12 protein-coding genes and 1 tRNA gene are annotated in these 18,194 nt (G+C 60.6%); 10 read left to right on the forward strand and 3 right to left on the reverse strand.

The genetic code is table 11. From position 1 onward, the window contains the following. Positions 1-258 precede the first annotated feature (258 nt). Positions 259-2,292, forward strand: a complete 2,034-nt coding sequence (locus tag ABIB66_RS39520; RefSeq protein WP_275172678.1) for a methyl-accepting chemotaxis protein — start codon at positions 259-261, stop codon at positions 2,290-2,292. A 155-nt stretch (positions 2,293-2,447) separates the two neighbouring features. Here the strand turns inward: ABIB66_RS39520 and ABIB66_RS39525 are convergent, their stop codons facing one another. Further along, entirely contained in the window at positions 2,448-2,786 is a 339-nt protein-coding gene (locus ABIB66_RS39525) for a DUF3175 domain-containing protein (protein ID WP_354210678.1), read from the reverse strand. 182 nt (positions 2,787-2,968) lie between these two features. Between ABIB66_RS39525 and ABIB66_RS39530 the strand changes: the two genes are divergently transcribed. The 3 genes from ABIB66_RS39530 to ABIB66_RS39540 all read left to right on the forward strand — a co-directional run bounded on the left by ABIB66_RS39530 (position 2,969) and on the right by ABIB66_RS39540 (position 6,995). Further along, positions 2,969-4,468 (forward strand): MFS transporter, encoded by a 1,500-nt coding sequence (locus ABIB66_RS39530; protein ID WP_275172680.1) that lies wholly within the window; start codon positions 2,969-2,971, stop codon positions 4,466-4,468. 3 nt (positions 4,469-4,471) lie between these two features. After that, positions 4,472-5,293 (forward strand): trehalose-phosphatase, encoded by an 822-nt coding sequence (otsB, locus tag ABIB66_RS39535; protein ID WP_354210677.1) that lies wholly within the window; start codon positions 4,472-4,474, stop codon positions 5,291-5,293. Positions 5,294-5,531: 238 nt separating this feature from the next. Then, entirely contained in the window at positions 5,532-6,995 is a 1,464-nt protein-coding gene (locus ABIB66_RS39540; RefSeq protein ID WP_275172682.1) for a trehalose-6-phosphate synthase, read from the forward strand. 49 nt (positions 6,996-7,044) lie between these two features. On the opposite strand, the gene ABIB66_RS39545 is transcribed toward ABIB66_RS39540, so the two are convergent. Beyond that, entirely contained in the window at positions 7,045-7,386 is a 342-nt protein-coding gene (locus ABIB66_RS39545) for a hypothetical protein (protein WP_275172683.1), read from the reverse strand. A 196-nt stretch (positions 7,387-7,582) separates the two neighbouring features. Here ABIB66_RS39545 and ABIB66_RS39550 point away from each other — a divergent pair. Then, positions 7,583-7,672 (forward strand) — tRNA-Ser (locus tag ABIB66_RS39550). 69 nt (positions 7,673-7,741) lie between these two features. Then, positions 7,742-9,964: a tyrosine-type recombinase/integrase gene (locus tag ABIB66_RS39555; protein WP_354258842.1), complete on the forward strand. Its 2,223-nt coding sequence runs from the start codon at positions 7,742-7,744 to the stop codon at positions 9,962-9,964. Between the two features lie 15 nt (positions 9,965-9,979). On the opposite strand, the gene ABIB66_RS39560 is transcribed toward ABIB66_RS39555, so the two are convergent. After that, a complete protein-coding gene (locus tag ABIB66_RS39560; RefSeq protein WP_354258845.1) occupies positions 9,980-12,409 on the reverse strand; it encodes a type IA DNA topoisomerase in 2,430 nt (809 codons plus the stop codon). 376 nt (positions 12,410-12,785) lie between these two features. Here ABIB66_RS39560 and ABIB66_RS39565 point away from each other — a divergent pair, with 376 nt between their 5' ends. From ABIB66_RS39565 to brxC, 4 genes are read left to right on the forward strand one after another with little or no spacing between them, the layout of a single operon-like run. After that, positions 12,786-13,367 (forward strand): BrxE family protein, encoded by a 582-nt coding sequence (locus ABIB66_RS39565; protein ID WP_354258848.1) that lies wholly within the window; start codon positions 12,786-12,788, stop codon positions 13,365-13,367. Beyond that, on the forward strand, positions 13,364-14,134 hold the full coding sequence (locus ABIB66_RS39570; RefSeq protein WP_354258851.1) for a BrxA family protein: 771 nt from the start codon (positions 13,364-13,366) through the stop codon (positions 14,132-14,134). The genes ABIB66_RS39565 and ABIB66_RS39570 overlap by 4 nt, the downstream gene beginning before the upstream one ends. After that, a complete protein-coding gene (locus tag ABIB66_RS39575) occupies positions 14,131-14,706 on the forward strand; it encodes a BREX protein BrxB domain-containing protein (protein ID WP_354258854.1) in 576 nt (191 codons plus the stop codon). Before ABIB66_RS39570 ends, ABIB66_RS39575 begins: the two co-directional genes overlap by 4 nt. Before the next feature lie 3 nt (positions 14,707-14,709). Continuing rightward, positions 14,710-18,123, forward strand: coding sequence for a BREX system P-loop protein BrxC (gene brxC, locus ABIB66_RS39580; protein WP_354258856.1), 3,414 nt, complete (start codon positions 14,710-14,712; stop codon positions 18,121-18,123). Positions 18,124-18,194 lie beyond the last annotated feature (71 nt).

An 18,194-nucleotide genomic window follows, 5' to 3' on the forward strand; every position in this document is an offset into this window, starting at 1 on the left:
AGGACCCATGACCCCAAGGCGGAGTTGTCGGGCGCACTGCTAACTCCGAGTCATCGCCAAACTGCTCCCCGGGGTAACAGGTCCTGGATCAGCGCTTCGCTTGTCCAGGACGACCAGACCCTGCGTCACCTAACCGTCGGTTGCGGCGCCACAAATTTACCGCCGCTTATCCTTTGCCATTTACCGTGCTCACGCGTCAGGAAGCGGGCTGCTTCCGGGCTGCGCCTGGTTTTTCCGCGAATGGAATGGGGTGGGGGAATGCCCGTCAAGTCGAAGCCGACCACATCGAAGCTGCTCACCTTGCGTTTTCGCGCAAAAATCATCCTCGGCTTCGTGGCGGTGCTCGCCATCCTCGCCGTCAGCATGGCTTTCGCGTATTTCGGCTTCGAGCGGATTCAGGCCGCCGTGGCCTCCTACCGCACTAGCGTCGCCGAAGCGGACCTTGCGCGGACGGTCGATCGCGAGCTGATCGCTTACCAGGGGCTGGCGCGGGCCTACACGCTGACCGGCGCGGCCGATGATGAGACCGCTGCCAAAGCAGCCGAAGAGAATTTGAGGGCCGCGATCGCCAAGTCGGCGGCGGCCACCACGGGCGCGGCGCGCCGCGAGCAGGTCGGCAAGCTCGAGGCCGACTTCAAGAGCTTTACCAAGGTGTTCGGCGAGATCATCGGTTTGACGCGCGAGAACGGCAAGATCGCGACCGATGAGCTCAACAGCGTCGGCAACAAGATCCGGTTCAAGTTCGACGACCTCGCCGATACCGCGGCACTGGCGGGCCTGAATTCGGTTCAGAGCACGGCCAAGGACATCACATCGCAATATCTGGCGGTCTCCACCTCGGTCAGCGCCTTCGTCGCCAAGCCGGAGCCGAAGACCGCCGACGGCGTGATCGCCCGCATCAAATTCCTGGAGACCTTGCTGGTCTCGATCTATGCCAACGACCAGAAGATCACCGACCGCGTTACCGAGATCAGCAATCTCCTCAAGCAGTACCGCACCTCCTTTTCAAAGCTGACCGAGAACGTGAAGGTCATCGTCAAGCTGAACGGCGAGATGACCAAGACGGCCGCGTCCATTCTCAAGCTCTCGGGTGAGCTGCGGTCGGAGCTGACGGCGGATCAGCAGCGCATCGAAGTGAGCGCCAATGCCACCATTGGCGACACCGAGCGGACGATGCTGATGATGGCGCTCGGCGGCCTCGCCATTGGTGCCGCGTTGGCCTGGATGCTGGGCAATGGCATTTCACGTCCGATGATCGCGATGTGCAAGGCGATGCGCGAGCTTGCCTCGGGCAATTTCGACGTCGTGCTGCCGGGTCTGGGGCGCAGGGACGAGATCGGCGAAATGGCCGGCGCGGTCGAAGAATTCAAGGTCCAGGCCGTGGCCAAGGCCGAGAGCGATGCTGCCGCCAACGAACTCCAGAACAGGGAGCAGGCCGCAAGCCGTCGTTCCGAGCTGATCCGTTTCGCCGACGATTTCGAGAGCGCGGTTGGCGCCATCGTCTCCAACGTCTCGGCTTCCGCCGTGCAGCTGGAATCGGCGGCCTCGACGCTGACCCGCACCGCCGAGACCACGCAGAGCCTGTCGAGCCAGGTCGCCGACGTCTCCGAGCAGGCCTCCAGCAACATGCAGTCGGTCGCAACCGCGACCGAAGAGCTTTCAGCCTCGGTCGAGGAGATCGGCCGTCAGGTGCGCGATTCCAGCCGCATTGCCGAAGCTGCCGTGGTGCAGGCAAAGGAGACCGATAATCGCATTGGCAAGCTCTCGCATGCCGCCCAGCAGATCGGCGAAGTCGTCAAGCTCATCACCGCGATCGCCGAGCAGACCAATCTTCTGGCGCTCAACGCGACCATCGAGGCGGCACGCGCCGGCGAAGCCGGCCGCGGCTTTGCAGTGGTCGCCAGCGAAGTGAAGTCGCTTGCGAGCCAGACCGCGAAGGCCACCGACGAGATCTCCTCGCACATCACGGGCATGCAGGGCGCCACCGCCGAGTCGGTTGCGGCGATCAAGGAGATCGGCGCGACCATCGGCCAGATCTCGTCGATCTCGACATCGATTGCGAGCGCAGTAGAGCAGCAAGGCGCGGCGACGCAGGAAATCGCGCGCAGCGTCCAGACCGTCGCACAGGGCACTCAGACCGCCGCCACCGACATCGGTCAGGTCAACCGCGGCGCAGCCGAAACCGGCTCGGCCTCGGAAGAGGTGCTGCATTCGGCCAAGACGCTGTCGTCCGAAAGCACCCGCCTGCGCGCTGAGCTCGACCGCTTCATGGGGAATATCCGGGCGGCGTAGGGGCAATCCCGCCAATGTCGTCCTGGCGAAAGCCAGGACCCATGACCCCAAGGCGGAGTTGTCGGGCGAACTGCCCACTCCGAGTCATCGCCAAACTGCTCCCTGGGGTAATGGGTCCTGGATCAGCGCTTCGCTTGTCCAGGACGACCTAGCGCTCACTCCCTCCCGAACGCCCGCTTCAGCTCCACCTTTGCCCGCTCCAGCCGCGTGCGCTGCGTCTGCGGCAGCGTCTTGCCGGCGCGGTTGATGTAGAACGTCAGCATCGACAGCGCTGAGCGGTAAGCGCCGGTTTTGCGGCGCGCGCTGTGCTCGGCCGAGCGCTTCAACGAAGTCGCGATCTTCTTCGCGCTGGTCAGCTTGAACACGCCTTGTTTGAGGTCGAGCGCGTCGCTCTCCTTCGTCACGCGCTGTGACCAGCGCTTCGGTGCGGTGCGTTTGGTGCCCTTGCGCGCCGCTGTTCTGCGAGAATGTGTCGTCTTTCTGGCATGAGCCATGCGTCAACTCCTTGCGGCTCCGGCGAAAACCGGCGGCGCGAACGGTCGTTCCACGGGGAACCTGCCCTAACCGCAGACGTTGTCGCAGGTGGCAGGCGGAATGCCGCACCCCCTTGATCGGATCGCCCCCGTCCACGCCACGTGAACCGGGGCCATGTCCATTGGTCAGATGCAACAACGCGATGGAATTGCAGCGAAGCCCAGCGCCGAACGATGGACCTGTGGTCTCCAAGGCGGTCGCGAAGGCGGCCGCGGCCGATCGCATCATCGAAACCAGCATTCCCGCACGACTTGACGCGCTGCCGTGGAGCGGCTTTCACACCCGCGTCGTGCTCGCGCTCGGCATCACCTGGATTCTGGATGGGCTCGAGGTGACGCTGGCCGGCGCGCTCTCCGGCGCGCTGAAGCAGAGTCCCACCCTGCATTTCTCCAATCTCGATCTCGGCATAGCCAATTCCGCCTATCTCGCGGGCGCGGTGCTCGGCGCCCTCGGTTTCGGCTGGCTGACCGATCGCATCGGCCGCAAGAAGCTGTTCTTCATCACGCTGGCGCTCTATCTCTCGGCGACGGCCGCGACCGCTCTGTCATGGGATGTCGCGAGCTACGCGCTGTTTCGCTTTCTCACAGGTGCCGGCATTGGCGGCGAATATACCGCGATCAATTCGACCATCCAGGAACTGGTGCCCGCGCGCTATCGCGGCTGGACCGATCTCGTCATCAACGGCAGCTTCTGGATCGGTGCCGCGATGGGCGCGGTGGCGGCTATCGTGCTGCTCGATCCCGCGGTGATCGGCCCCGATCTCGGCTGGCGTCTCGCTTATCTCATCGGCGCGGCCATCGGCCTCGTCGTGCTCTTGATGCGGATGTGGATTCCGGAGAGTCCGCGCTGGCTGATGATCCACGGGCGTCCCGACCAGGCCCACGCCATCGTCGACGAGATCGAACGCTCGGTGATCGGACACGACCAGGATACGAGCGAGGCGCGCTTCGCCAAGATTCGCCTGAAAATGCGGAGTCACACGCCGATCCGCGAGGTCGTGCACACGCTGTTCTCGGTCTATCGACAGCGGGCGATGGTCGGCCTGGTGCTGATGATCGCACAGGCTTTCTTCTACAACGCTATCTTCTTCACCTTTGCGCTGGTGTTGACCGACTTTTACGGGATCAGCGCCGATCACGTCGGCTGGTATCTGCTCCCCTTCGCGGCCGGCAACTTCCTCGGTCCGCTGCTGCTCGGTCGCCTGTTCGATACGCTCGGCCGCCGTACCATGATCATGTTCACCTATGGGACGTCGGGCCTGTTGCTGGCGCTGTCGGGCTATCTGTTCTCGATCGGCGCCTTGAGCGCGCAGGGGCAGACCATCGCCTGGATGGTGATCTTCTTCTTCGCCTCGCCCGCTGCGAGCGCCGCCTATCTCACCGTCAGCGAGACCTTTCCCTTGGAAGTCCGCGCGCTCGCGATCGCCGTGTTCTATGCGGTCGGCACCGGCATCGGCGGCGTGATCGGCCCCGCGTTGTTCGGTGCGCTGATCGACACGGGATCACGCACGAGCGTGTTCGCAGGCTATCTGCTGGGGGCATTCCTGATGATCGCGGCCGCGATCGTGGCGTGGCGCTATGCCGTCTCGGCGGAACGCAGATCGCTCGAAGAAATCGCACGGCCGCTTGCTTCCATGGAGTAGACTATGAAATCGGAACTGGCTGAATTGGATCAAAAGCGCACCATGGTCGACGATGAAGCGCCCGATGCGGTGCCGGTGCCTCACGCGCTCGTGCCGCATCTCAATGAAACAGCGATCCTGCTCGACATCGACGGGACGCTGCTCGACCTGATGCCGACGCCGCGTGAGGTGTGGGTGCCGCCAGGCCTGTCGGAAACACTGAACCGGTTGACGGAGCGCACCTCGGGCGCGCTGGCGATGGTCAGCGGCCGTTCGCTCAATGACATCGATCTGATCTTCGCGCCCGATGTCTTTCGCGCCGTCGCCGGCCACGGCGCGGAAATGCGGCTTTCCATTGACAATGAAGCCGATGCCATCGGTGCGCCGCCGCTGGACAAGGAGCTGAAGCGGCGGCTCGCGGCGGTTGCCAAGCTCAGTCCCGGCATTCTGCTCGAAGACAAGGGCTATTCGCTGGCGCTGCACTACCGCCTTGCGCCGCATGCGGAGAAGGCGATCTATGAAGCCGTTTCGCTGATCCGCGCCGACCTGCCCAATGCGCCGATCGAGGTGCTGCCCGGCAAGTTCGTTTGCGAGATCAAGCATTCCGGTTTCACCAAGGCGACCGGGGTGCGCGAGTTGATGAAGCACGAGCCTTTTAAGGGACGCCGTCCGATCTTCATCGGCGACGACGTCACCGACGAAACCGTGTTCGCTATCATGCCCGACATGGACGGGCTCGCCTTCTCGGTCGGTCGCCGCGCCAGGGGTGTCAACGGGCACTTCGACGCGCCGAACGATGTGCGCGCGTTCCTTGCGCGGCTGCTCGACGACTCACGGTTGGAATAAGGCGCCGACATCGCGAAGCCACATTATCGCGCGCGCAATCCCCTGGCGCGCTCGCTTCGTGCTGCGCGCCGACGGTTCCGAAACCGAGTTTGTGCAGCGAAAACGTCAGGTTCCCTGGAGGTAAACCGGTTCCAACGCGCTCGCCCGATTTTGGTTTCAATTGGTGCAAAGGATGATCAGGAACCATATTGATGAACGGCAGTTAAATGGGGTGGAATGAAACAGGAGGGGACGACCTGTGAACTTAGTCGTCGTTTCGAATCGCGTCGCGCGCGGCAAACCCAACGAGCCCATGACGGGCGGTCTCGCGGCGGCCTTGTTACCTGTCGTAGAACATTCGGGCGCGATCTGGGTAGGTTCCTCGGGCCGTGTGCGTGACGGTCATCAAAAGGAGCCGTTCGCCGAGATCGAAGCACTGGGTTCGGGCGCGATCGCGACGTTGGATCTGCCGGCGGCGCACTATGGAGGCTATTACGAAGGCTTTGCCAATTCGGCTCTGTGGCCGGCGCTGCATTCGCGCAGCGATCTGATCCGCGTCTCGCGCGACGACTACGTCAGCTATCGCGAGGTCAACGCCTTCATGGCGCGCGCCTTGATGCGTTTCCGGAAAGCACAAACCGCGTTCTGGGTGCAGGATTATCATTTCCTCGCGCTCGGCGCGGAGCTGCGCGACCTCGGCGTCGACGATCCGATCGGCTTCTTCCTCCATACGCCATGGCCGGTCGCCGCGGTGATGCAGGGCGTGCCCAATCATCGCGAGCTGATCACGGCGATGCTGGCCTACGATCTGATCGGCTTCCAGACCCATGACGATTGCCAGAATTTTCTCGGCTATGTCGCGAGCGAACTCGGCCTCGCCGTCGAAGACGGCGTTGCGATCTCGCAGCATGGCCGAACGCGCTGCGAGGTGTTTCCGATCGGCATCGACGCCGAGAAGTTCGCGCAATACGCGGCGAAATCGGCGTCGCATCCGGACGTGTCGCGGCTGCGCCGCAGCCTCAACGGTGAGCGGCTCGCGATCGGCGTCGACCGGCTCGATTATTCCAAGGGCCTCGTCAACCGCATCAGCGCGTTCGATCGACTCTGGACCGATCATCCGCAATTTGCGCGCAGCATTTCGCTGTTGCAGATCGCAAATCCCTCGCGCGGTGCCATCGAAGCCTATGGCAATTTGCAGAACGAGGTTGCGCGGCTCGTGTCCGACGTCAATGGCCGCCACGGCGAGGCCGACTGGACACCGATCCGCTATCTCAACAAGGGTTTTAGCCAGGCCGTGCTGGCGGGTCTCTACCGCACCGCGCAGATCGGCGTCGTGACCCCGCTGCACGACGGCATGAACCTTGTCGCCAAGGAATACGTCGCCGCGCAAAACCCGGCCGATCCCGGCGTGCTGGTTTTGTCGAAATTCGCCGGCGCGGCCAACGAACTCGACGCCGCGCTGCTGGTCAATCCGCACGACATCGACGGCATGGCGCGCGCGATCGCGGTCGCTGCCGCGATGCCGCTCACCGAGCGCAAGATGCGCTGGGATGCGATGATGAAGAAGCTGCGCGGCCACACCATCCAGCAATGGTCTGCGGATTTCGTCGCTGAGCTGGAGAAGTGCCGGACCGAGAAGGCCGCGGTCGCGCCGCTCGCCAACCAGCCGCCGCAAGCGCTGCGCTGGCTCAAGTCGGCGATATCAGGTGTGCGGTTGATCTAGTCTTCTTCTCCCCGTTTTTTCGGGGAGGGCAGGGGCGAACACGAGAACCTCAATAGCAATACGACACGCCCTCCAGAATCGCGCACTGCCGCTTGTTCGGCGCGTTCGGATCGTCGAGCGGCACCATGCCCTTGCCTTGGCCGACGAACACGCCTGGCCCGACATGCACCGACCTCTTGTTGCCGATGATGACGCTTTGATGCGGCGTCGAGCTCGAACGCGTGCCGTCCGGCCAGAGGATTGAGTCTCCCGAAAGCATCCCGCGCCGTCCGTCGTCGCAGCTGACGTCGAGCCCTTGCCGGGTGCAGACCTGTGCGGCGGCCGGTCCGGCGAAGGCGGCGGCAAGGGCCGAAATCAGGCTCAGCGCAGCGATGGTGTTGCGGATGGTCATGGTGCCCCCGGACGTGTTTGACGGTCTTGAGTGAATCGTCGCGCCAAACCCGCCACCGGTTCAGTTGGCGGGCGGTTCCGAGCGGTGGCGCCGCGCCTGATATTATCTATAAAATACAACACCTTACGGAAAAATCACCCGATTTCCCCGCGATCCCTTGCAAAATCATCGGCGCCCCTTCAAGAGAGTGCGCTCCGGAGAGATGGCCGAGTGGCTTAAGGCGCACGCTTGGAAAGCGTGTGTGCGGGAAACCGTACCGTGGGTTCGAATCCCACTCTCTCCGCCAAAGTTAACCATATGATTTCTTGACGATTTTTTCAGGTCTGCTGCCCCACAGTACACGGCAGCGTACACAATGGCGTCTTATCTTTGGCTTCGCGGTCAGACCTGGTTCTTCCAACTAAGGCCTCCTTCCGACCTGAAACCAGCCTTCGGTTCGTCGCCATTCAGGGTTCGTCTGCCCGTTCAGAGCAATCGAGTGGCGTCCCGCTACGCCCGCCATCTCGCTGGCGGGGCAGAGCGATGGTTCTCGGCAATGCGATATCGTGGATTATCTCGCCTCCGAATTCACAGCGATGAAGCTAATGGAGACGAGTCGTGGACAGAGGAAGACCATCGCGGATCGCAGGCTGCGATCCGTCGACAGTTTACCGACTTTCTTCTGGCTGAGGTTCAGCGCATCAATCGCGACGCCGAGCAACTAGAAAAATTCGACAGCCGGAAAAATTCGGGGGATCCCGCTGAACTCGTGGCAATGGCCGAAAAGCAAAAGCAACTTTTCGAAAATGTTCATGCCGGCTGGAATGAGTTCGCAAAGACCTTGATCGAAGATTACGAAACTGTCTTCACTGACCTTCAGTCGAAATCGCGCGCTTTTCGCAGTACGACGCAGGATCTGGAAGATCTTAATGAAAATTATAAGGATGATTTTCATGCGTGGAAGGATCGAATCTCGCAAGTTTCCGCCAAAGCCAGGAAGTTTGAAGCTAATTTCCACGCTGCCAATAAAAAGAGCACGCGCCTGTTAGGGAAAGTGGAGACGGCCATCGACGGAAACACGAAAATCCAAGAGTTGCTTTTATATAAAGGCCCTCTTCTTAGCGAATGTTTTGAAGAATTTATTAAAACAAAAGAAAATCAGTTGCCGAAGGACTCCCGCGAACCGAAGTACTTCAGGCATCGATTGAAAGCCTTCATGTCGTTGGTCGCGGACAAGCGAATTGCCGACTACGATATTCAAGATCTGGATAAATTCGCCGACCAACTTCAGTATCTCCCTAAGCGACATACCATTGATCCCGATTGGCGCGGAAAGACCTTGGAAGCGGCGATTGCTGAAAACAAGAAGATTCCTCTAAAGGATCGCGAGGACTCCCTTTCTTACGGCACCGCCAGAGTGGGCTACATTGGCAAAGTTAAGACGGCGATCAGGTGGCTCTGCGCAAGGCACAAGGTGCGATATCCTTTCGACTACAAGCACGTTCATATTCCGAAGGGGATGCCCCCGCCAGAGGACCGCTATCCACTTTCGAGGGCTCAACTAAATCTGCTGTTTCAAGAGTGCACGCGGGATGCCGGATCGAAACGACCGGAGGACGTCTGGCTTCCTCTCCTTGGATATTTGACGGGTGCTCGACTAGGCGAACTCGTTGGCCTCCGAACCCAGGACATAAAACTGATCGACGGCGTTTGGACCGGCCGGCTCTCCTCCCGGATTGACAGCGAAACGTCCATGGCTCTGAGCTACACCAGTAAGAAAAACTCACGCAAGAAAGGCAGAAAGAATCGACAGATCAAAAACCCCGATAGTTTGAGGCGTTTTGCGCTCCATCATAAGCTTACAGATCTCGGCTTTATAGATTGGGTCGATCGGCAGCGCGACGAAGGCCATATCTATCTTTTTCCTGAGCTCTATGAGAGTAAGCGCCGAAGTGCCGCTGCTCCGAAACGCCCCAGCAGTGTTGCTTCCAAGCGCATGCAGCGTCTGTTTGAATCTCTAGGAATGGGCTCGGAGTATGTCTTTCATTCCTTGCGTCATAGTTTCAAGGATTGGGCGCGCGAAGGCAAGGTAGAGGAGCGCACAATTGCTCTCCAGGCAGGGCACTCTCTCGAGGGGGTTGCTCTGAACTACGGTTCTAAAATTCTCACGTCTGCAGAGTTGCAACAGATCGCATCTCTCCCGATCGCGAACGGAGTTAACCTTGGCGTGTTTAAGGACGTGTTCGTAAAAACATCTCGCAACCCGTATCGTCGGAAAACTTTGGTGGCGTCATTACAGCGCGGGGCTTCAGAGGGAGAAAATGGCCCGTCAGAGAACGTTGGGGGAGTCGCCAAAGTGCGCTCCCGCCCTATTGCTCGCGAGGCCGACGAAGCTGCAATTAGTGTGCGTAATCTGCGCGCAGATTTGGGAATGTCGCAGAAGGAATTTGCCGATGCTTATGGATTTTCTTGTGGAGCAGTGCGCGACTGGGAGCAAGGTCGAACGAAACCCGGATATTCTGCGCGAACTCGCCTCTATGAAATCGGTCGAGATCCTGAACGAACGATATCGTCGCAAAGTGGTTGGCCTGATAGCTGAAACTGTCGGCTTGTGTCAGAGCCAACCACGCTCGCCGAATTCGGTAAGGTCAACGCCCGGCGGCGCATACCATCCACCCGAGCGGTAGCGGGCACCAAGCTTCAAAGCGAGATCCTTGTTGCCGTAAGGAATCCGCAGCGGCGTCTCTGCTGCCGGATATGGTTGGGCGGACATTGATGCACCGGCGGTAGCAGTGACCTTTCGTTTTCGGGCTATCTTTCTCAGTGCCGTCGATTTGGGCGCAATTGATCCCGCCGGCTGGCAGGCGGTCTTGCGACCGCTCTTGTGGCGCTTCGTGCCTTTGTTCAAATCAATCCATGCGGCCATTGTAGCCGAGTTCGCCTTGGCCTCGTCGGGAACGACGACGCCTTTCCCGAGCGCGATCTTCGTAGCGTACAACAACTGTGCGGGACTGACCGGCTTGGGTTCGAGCTTCCCAGCCGTTTCACCGTCGGCTTTCTTAGGGGCGTGCTGCTTGAGAAACGCGCCGCAGATTGAAATCGACGTCTTGTAGCCAGGCGGCGGCTTGATGCCCTTCCGGCAAAGGCTGTCGGCAAAGCGCTTCATCGCAGGCGTGGGTGGATATGCTGCAGCGCCGTTGCCGACTGCGGCACCAAGCAAGGGAGGCCCTTCGGTAGCGGTGCCCTCCGTGAGCTTGCCGATGATGCGTTGGGCCACATCGCACACAGCGTCAATCGCACCGATCATTTCCTGCTTACCGACAACGACATCGTCGAGGAGGCATTCGAGTTGCGCCGTCACGCCCGGATCGACCAGTGCCGGATCAGCATGTTTGAGAATACTGAACAGCGACAGGCCAGTCTCGGTTGGCACAATATTCTTTCCCTGGGCAATAAGAAAACCCTGCTTCTTCAGTCCGCTGATGATCTCGGCCCGGGTTGCAGGCGTACCAATACCCTTGGCTTCCCTCAAGCGGTCCCGCAGAACCTCGTCATCAACGAAACGCCAGGCATTCTGCATAGCCTCGATCAGAGTTCCTTCATTATAACGCGGTGGAGGCCGGGTTTCCTTGTCCTCAATTTTTGGATCCTGCAACTGCGCGGTCTCGCCGTTGCGCAGCGGCGGCAGCAATTGCGCCTCGTCGCCCTTTTCGTCCGCGGGCTGCCACTCCGGGAACGCTGCTCGCCAGCCGAGATCGATGGGCTGGCGGCCGGCGGCGCGGAATTCGCAGCCCCGCACATCGAGCGTTGCGGTTGTCTGCCGGTAGCGGAAGTCAGGCATCAGGGCGGCGAGATAGGCCCGCGCGATAACGTCGAACAGTTTCTTCTCGTCGGGCGAAAGCCGAGGCCAGACCTCTGGCAGTTTGTCGATGGTGTTGACGTTGGGGATGACGGCGTGATGGCTCGCGCCCTCCAACCCCTTGTCGTAGAAGGTGCCGCTCGCGCCCTTGCGGATGATCGGCGCCACGGGCACGGGGATCGTGCTGAACGATTGGCCCACCCGCAGGCCGGCCACGATCCGCGGCACGTCCGAAATCAAACTCGCCGGCAGATGGCGTACCTCGGCGCGCGGGTAAGTGATGATCTTCTTGCCTTGGCCGTCATAGAGCTCCTGCGCCACCTCTAGTGTCTTGCTGGCCGGCCAGCCGAAGCGTGAGCCGCAAAGTTTCTGCAGCGACGGCAAATCATGCAGTTTCGGCGGTCCTTGACGCTTATCGTCGACGCGCACGTTGAGCGCGCCTTCGAAGCCCTCGGCTGCTTTGACGACGTCCTCGGCAATCTCGCGTCGAACAATCCGGTCCTGCGCCGCGTGCCGCATCTGGAATTGGCCCCCCTCCACCTTCGCGGTAGCGATAACTTCAAAATAGGCGAGGGGCACAAAATCGCGGATTTCCAACTCGCGCTTGCACACAATGGCCAAGGTCGGCGTCTTCACCCGGCCGACGCCGATCACTCTCCGCGTACCTCGACCCAGGACAACGGTTGCAGTCCGGGTGAGTGACAAGTTGTAGATCTGATCGGCCTGCCGACGCGCGACGGCGGCGGCATAAAGGCGTGCATATTCGGTATTTGGCTTTGCCCGACCGAATGCGTCACGGATGGTCTGCGAATCCTGCGCGGTGAACAGCACCCGCATGACCTCGCCACGATACTTGTAATGCTCGAGAATTTCCTGGCCGATGAGCTGACCCTCACGGTCGCAATCAGTGGCGAGCCAAACCCGCTTGGCGGTGCGCAGCGCCTCGCGAATGGCTTTCAGCTTGGTGGCTTTGTTTCCGCCCTCTGCCGGGCGAGTGTCATAAAGGCCTTCCGGCCGCAAAAGTATCGGCGACCAGCGCTTCCAGGCCGGCACAACATCCTCAGGTTCGAGGAGGTCGAACAAATGGCCCTCGGCCGGGAGAATGTCTCCATAACGAGAACCGACGGCGCCGCGGACGTCTTTTGCCTGGCTGGTCTTCTCCGTGATGACAATTTGATTGGGCATTAGCGGTTTGGTTGAAAGAAACCGGATTCGACGCGCGGATGAATTGAACATACAGTGAACATTGCATGCTCGCAAGCTACCGGAGAGGACGCTTTGGCTGTAACTGGGGTCCTGCTGATTGCGCTTGCCCGTGCGTGGCTTTAGGGGCTGATGGTAGGCGGGGTGGCTGGAATCGGGCTACCGATAAAGAAGTGCTCGCGAAGACTGTAAGCCAGCCGAATGCAACAAGCGTCAATTCCTAACCGTGACGTCCGTCGACGTGATCAATGCTGCCTTGGACGACGACACTTCCGCGTGGGCAGCCATGGGGAAGGCCCCAAGGCAGTGGTGGGACCAGCGAAAAAAATTCAAGGCAAAGAAGGCCTGAGCACGTAATATGTCAAAGAGCGGCACTTTCGAGCAAGAACTTGATCTCGCGTGGCTCCTCAAGGTTAGAACCGTCGTCGCCCGTATCGGAGAGATGGACCTTGCTCGCTGGTGGAATTCAACCGGGCAGCTTGGCCCGCAGGGGGCATCGGTTGTGCGTCGCGGATTGCCCCGAACGCATCATTTCGCTCAGGCGAGGTCGGTATTCGCGGTTGCCGCTGCGCGATGCGCCCAAATCTTCGATCCTCCCGATTCAGTGACACTCTGGCGCCTGACCGATCCCATCGAAGAGCGGCTTGAAACAGTGTGGGAAGGATGGCTCGACGACGCCAAGAGTTGGCGGCCGTTTTTCGAGAAGATCGCGGCGATCAAGGCTGCCGACCTCTCGGCATGCCTCATCGATCTGAACCTCGTGACCGCCGAGGAGGTCGCTGCGACCAGCAGCCTCAAAAAGTCGTCCGACGGCCGGTCAATGCAGATGCCGGGATTGTTCGACGGAAGTCGCAAGTCGGTTGTCATGCTGGCCCTGTCCTTTGGCAACGGCTCACCCGGAAATCTGGTGGTGCCGTATGCACGGAGGGGAGACGCGTGAAAGTCCATCCGGAATGGTCTCAGCGCCTGCTGCGCAAGGGCGTCCTGGTCAAGGAGACCTATGAGGTTTTCGCGGCTTGGGACGACAGCCTGACCGAAAGCCAAAACCTGAAGGCGACGCTTTCCGGACGATACTCAACGGCAGGTTGGGAGCGCGAGGTCGAGTCGACACTGCTCAGGCGCCTCCGTCACATTAAACTCATCCGCCCGTTGATCGTGCTCGCCAAGGGCGGAATGTCGGTTGCGGACTGGCGGGATTGTTTGCGTCTTTGGATCGGCGCCACGGAGCAGCCGTTTCATGATTTCGGTACGATCTGGCTGTTCCTCGAGCACGAGAAAGGGCGCTACCAGGTTCGCACCGACGATGTTCACGCGTTCTTTGACAAGGTCGCACAGGCCCGGGGCCCGAAGGCGAAGGCATTCTCCGACTACGGAAAGCTGCGCGGGGCCCGTGATCTTTTGAGGATGGCGACCGAACTCGGTATGTTGTCGGGGCTGGGACCGGTGAAGACGTTCGCGTCGATCGCCATGAGCGACGACGTGACCATGTTCTATGCCCATATGATCGCCGACCTTGAAGGCAACCCGTCGAAGATGCCTGAGAGCAAGCTCTGGCGGTTGGCGTACATGTCCCATCCGGCCGTGCATGTCGCGCTGCTGCGCCTCCACCAGTACAAGCGGCTCAATTACGAGGTTGCCGGCAACATTGTGCAGGTCGGCCTTCCGTTCAGCAGCGCCCTCGAGTGCGCCGAAAAGGTTGCCGCATGACTGATTTTGAACGGCGCCTCCGCGACGATCTGGAGCCCATTCTCGGCTCCCCGGATCCCCGGGAGAAACTCAGTGCCTACCACGACATGCCGTATGCGCTGTTCCGGTACGATCCAGAACAGGAGTTCTCGCTGCGGCGGGAAGTCACGTTGCTGGAGACGCGCTTGGCCCAAAAGGGAAAGCGCGTGACCCGAATTTCGCTGGCCGAGTGCCTGCACGAGGCGATGTCCTCGCTGCGGCCGATGGAAGACTGGTACGAGGCCGAACGCAGCGGCACGGTCGAGGAGACCGTTCAGACCATCACGAACATGCTTGAGGAATACGCGCCTCTGGTCGACTTGGTGGCAAAGCGGATGCCGGCCGATCCGGATCCGCGCGCAGACGTCGTCTTCATCAACCGCACGGGCGCGTTGTTTCCGGTCTACCGCACGTTTTCATTGTTGGAGCAGTTGAAGGGACGCGTGCTGGTTCCGACGATCCTGTTTTACCCGGGCGACCTCGATGGCGCGTCCGGGCTTCGCTTCATGGGCGTGCTCGATGCAGAGCATAACTACCGCCCCAAGATCTTCTGAGGGATGAACGCCGTGGGTAAGATAGCGACGCTTTTCGACAACGACATCACCCGGCAGATCGAGGAGGTCATCAAGGTTGATCAGACCTCGGAGGACATCATTGCGTCGGAGATCGGCGAATACGTCGTGACCGACGCCATCCGGAAGCACTTCGTCAACGTCCTGGAGAGATACCAAACCGCTCCCCAAAATCCGAGCGACAACATCGCAATTTGGATATCCGGGTTCTTCGGTTCCGGTAAGTCCAGCTTCGCCAAGGTCCTCGGGCTCGCGATCGAGGATCGCGACATTCTGGGAACGCCGGCGGCTAAGCGCTTCTCGGCGCGAGCAGGCGACGCAAAGCTCAGCGTCGTCCTCAACACCGTCAACGAAAAGATACCGACTCACACGGTCATCTTCGATGTCTCTACGGACCGCGGGATCCGGTCCGGCAATCAAATGCTGACCGAGATCATGTACCGCCTGTTCCTGGCGAGCCTCGGCTATGCCAAGGACATCGATCTCGCCGAGCTTGAGATCGGCCTGGAAGCCGAAGGCAAACTCGAGGAGTTCGGAAAGACCTTCCAGAGCCTGCACGGCAAGGCTTGGGACGCGCAGAAGGGAATGACGATCTTCGCGCTCAACGAGGCGAGCGCCGTGCTCCACAAGCTCAACCCAGCGACCTACCCGATGGCCGACTCCTGGTCGAAAGGTCGGGGAAAGATCGATATCACCCCCGGCAAGCTGGCGGACCGCATTGTCGAGTTGATGAAGCGGCGGAGGCCGGGTCAGTCGTTGATGTTCGTGGTCGACGAGGTTGGCCAGTTTGTTGCCCGCGACACCCAGAAGATGCTCGACCTGCAGGCCATCGTGCAGCAACTCGGCGTAAAGGGCCGTGGCAAATACTGGATCGCGGTCACCTCGCAGGAACGCCTCAGCGAGGTCGTAAGCGGCCTGGATGATCGCCGCATCGAGCTTCCTAAATTGATGGACCGCTTCCCGCTCCAGGTTCATCTAGAACCGTCCGATATTTCGGAAGTGACCAGCCGGCGCGTCCTGAAAAAGACGTCCGCAGCAGAGGCCGTCCTCGGCAAGCTCTACGACGACAACCGGGCCCGGCTCGACCTCAATTCGAAGATCACGGCGGATGTGACATTCCCCGCGTTGTCTCGCGAACGCTTCGTCGACCTTTATCCGCTTCTGCCGTACCAGATCGAACTCATCATCGACATCGTGTCCGGTCTCCGGATGCAGGGCGGCGCCAGCAAACACGTCGGCGGCGCGAACCGCACCATCATCAAGCTGGCCCAGCAACTGCTGATCAATCCGGCTACGATGGTGTCAGATGCGCCGATCGGGACGCTGATCCGCCTCGACCAGGTCTACGACCTGATCGAGGGCAACATCGGATCCGACATCCGCGCCAAGATCATCTCCATCCCGAGCAAGGTGAAGCATCCGCTGGCGCAGGCAGTGGCCAAGGTCGTTTGCCTGCTCCAATTCGCGAAAACCGTTCACCGTACCCCGGAGAACATTGCTGCTGCGCTCATGGATCGCGTCGATGCCGATTCCAGGCTGACCGAGGTCCGCGAGGCCCTGACCGAACTGGAAAAGGGCCTCATGGTCAGGCAGGGCGAAGGCGGTTACCGAATCCCGACGCCGGCCGAGGATGACTGGGACCTCACGCGCTCGTCGATCGAGGCGAAGCGCGCCGACGAAAAGCGTCTCTATGCATCCGTCCTGTCCGGCTCGTTCTGGGCGCCGCAACCGGGCTTCACGCTCGGCGACGCCAAGATCTTCAAGGCGGGTCTCACCGTCGGCGGCAACGAAGAGGTCGCCGGTGACATCACTTTCCGTCTCGAACTGGCTGAAAACGCCCAAGACGCGGAAAAGGAAACAGAGAACCTCCGGAAGCGCAGCCAATTGGAGGCAAAGGACGTCTTCTGGTGCGTGACGCTGGACGATGAAATCCGCCGGGAAATGCGCGAGGCATACCGTTCGGACGAAATGATCAAGCGCAAGACGCGCGGCGCCACTACCGCCGACGAGACCGCGCTGATCGCCGAGGAAAAAGTTCGCCAACGCAACCACATGCAGGAGCTTCAGCGGCGCCTGAAGGCTGGGTGCCTTTCCGGCAAGGTGTTTTTCCGCGGCAACGACCGCAGCCCCGCCGGAACGGTTTCCGAGGTCGGAAAGGCCGTTTCCGGAGTGCTCGAGCAGGTCCTTCCGGACGTCTACAACCGTTTTTCGGAAGCTTCAGCCAAGAAGACGGAAATCACCAAGGGCATCGACGCCTTGTTGAGCGCGGAAAACCTGTCGGGTCTCCCGCACGTGTTCACTCACCTCGAGCTTTTGAGGGACGAGCAGAACAAACGGGTTTTCAAGACCGACGTCGTGCCGTTGTCCGAGATCATGACCAAGATCGAGGAGCGGGCAGCCTATGGTGAACAGGCGACCGGAAAGTACCTTGAGGATGAGTTCCTGAAACCTCCATTCGGGTGGGATTTCGACGTCATGCGGCTTTTGACATTGTCGCTGTTGCGCGCCGGCATGATCGAGGCGACGTCGAAAGGGCAGGCGATCGAGCAGGCCACCAGTACCGCGGCCAAGGAGTGCTTCTCCGGAAACAATATGTTCCGTGCCGCCAGTTTCCGGCCGAAGAAGGGCATCGACTTCAAGGTCCTTGCCGAGGCTGGCGAGAACTACAAGGATACGTTCGGTGACGAGGTTAGAGAACTCGCAGCGGGTCCGATTGCTGCGGAGATCCGGTCCGCTGTTGAGCGTCATGAGGAAGCCCTTGAAGGCGTTCTTGTGACGATGCGCAGCGCGTCGCTCCCTGGAGCCGATTTTATTGACGCAGCCGTCAGCCAGATGCGTGGCATTCGCCGCGGCAACGAGGAAAACGCGATCCTGGCGTTCAATGCATCCCACAAGAACATCAAGGATGCGATCAAGCGCGGCGCCGACCTCGAAAAGGCCCTGACGGTATCCGCTTTGGCCGACATCGAGAAAGCGCGTGCAGCGGTGGCGACGATGCCGACCCTGGTCGAAGAACCCGATCTCGATCCCATCTTCGTCGAGAAGGGCAAGCTGCTGGAAGATTTGCTCAAGCGCGAAACATTCTTCCGCGAACTCGGTCCCATCGCCCAGGCGGGAGCGGCGATAGGCGCCGAATACAGGCGCCGCTACAACGAAGCCCTGCAGGCCCGAGTCAAGACGTACCTCGATGCGCTCGAAACGCTTTCGAAAGAGCCTGGTTGGGAGTGCCTGGACGACGCGCAGCGTGATGAGATTTCCCGTCACCTCCGTCAATGCGCCGACAAAGAGTGGAACAACCAGACCATTCGTCACCTCCGGTCCGAAACGGAACTCTGCGAGAGCCGGCTGGCCGCCGCGGTGACTAAGATGCATCAGGTGTCAATCGGCTTGCAAATTTGACCCCTCATCGGCGTCCAATTTTGACCCCTTCGGGCGGCGGGGTTTGCTGGTAGCGCTCGTCTCGTCGGAGC

Origin of the sequence: Bradyrhizobium sp. F1.13.3, assembly GCF_040548265.1 — a bacterium.
In the GTDB taxonomy this organism is placed as follows: Bacteria; Pseudomonadota; Alphaproteobacteria; order Rhizobiales; family Xanthobacteraceae; genus Bradyrhizobium.